Consider the following 716-nt stretch of genomic DNA (forward strand, 5'->3'; position numbering starts at 1 on the left):
AGCGGGTGCCTTACGGCGGTTATTGGAAGGAGCGAACGGTGAAGGTGTTGCGGCATAGAAAAATGATGTAATTCTCTGTTAAGATGAAAAAAATAACAGAGGGATTACTGATGAAAAAACTCCTATTACCCATCACGTTGCTGATGCTGACAGGTTGCGCAAATCCAGAACTAACAAAAAAGGTTACTGCTGAGTTTACGTCTCAAAAAGATGCCAATAGTTTGGCTGTCTGCATTGCAGAAAAATCGGACAAGCGTACCTTCAATGGATTGCGAATTGAAACAGTAAGTAAGCCCACACGAGAGAGTGGGATCGCACTGGTTTTGATTAATGGTTATGGTTATATCGACATTTTAGATAAAGGGTCTCAACAGCAAGTAATATATAGAGGTGAGGCCGCCAATAGTAATTGGGGTAAACTGACCAATAGAAATGGTGAGGTTATTTCTGACATTAAATCATGCTTGTAAAAATTAAATTTCCAATTAGACCCACCTTTGGTGGGTTTTTTTATGAGGAAAAATACATGTCGTTAATTGAAGTTCCACTCAGAACGGTAAGATTTCACGGACCGTTGATCAAAGCTTTTGGGAGAGAGTTCAAATATCGGGCTACGACGGTACCCAAGGCTATTGATGCAATGAAGAACTTATTGCCAGGTTTCGAACGCTACATGCTTGAAGCGCACAAACGCGGCCTGACATTTTCTATTTTCG

Annotated in this window: 1 protein-coding gene and 1 pseudogene; both read left to right on the forward strand. The window is 40.9% G+C overall.

What is annotated here, in order from left to right; translation table 11 throughout:
* Positions 1-110: 110 nt before the first annotated feature.
* Positions 111-470, forward strand: coding sequence for a hypothetical protein (locus ADK28_RS31165; protein WP_145957362.1), 360 nt, complete (start codon positions 111-113; stop codon positions 468-470).
* A 56-nt stretch (positions 471-526) separates the two neighbouring features.
* A pseudogene (locus ADK28_RS32625) lies at positions 527-716 on the forward strand (tail assembly protein); the annotation flags it as partial.

Origin of the sequence: Serratia sp. 506_PEND (genome assembly GCF_001076875.1) — a bacterium.
GTDB classification, from domain to species: Bacteria; Pseudomonadota; Gammaproteobacteria; order Enterobacterales; family Enterobacteriaceae; genus Serratia; species Serratia marcescens.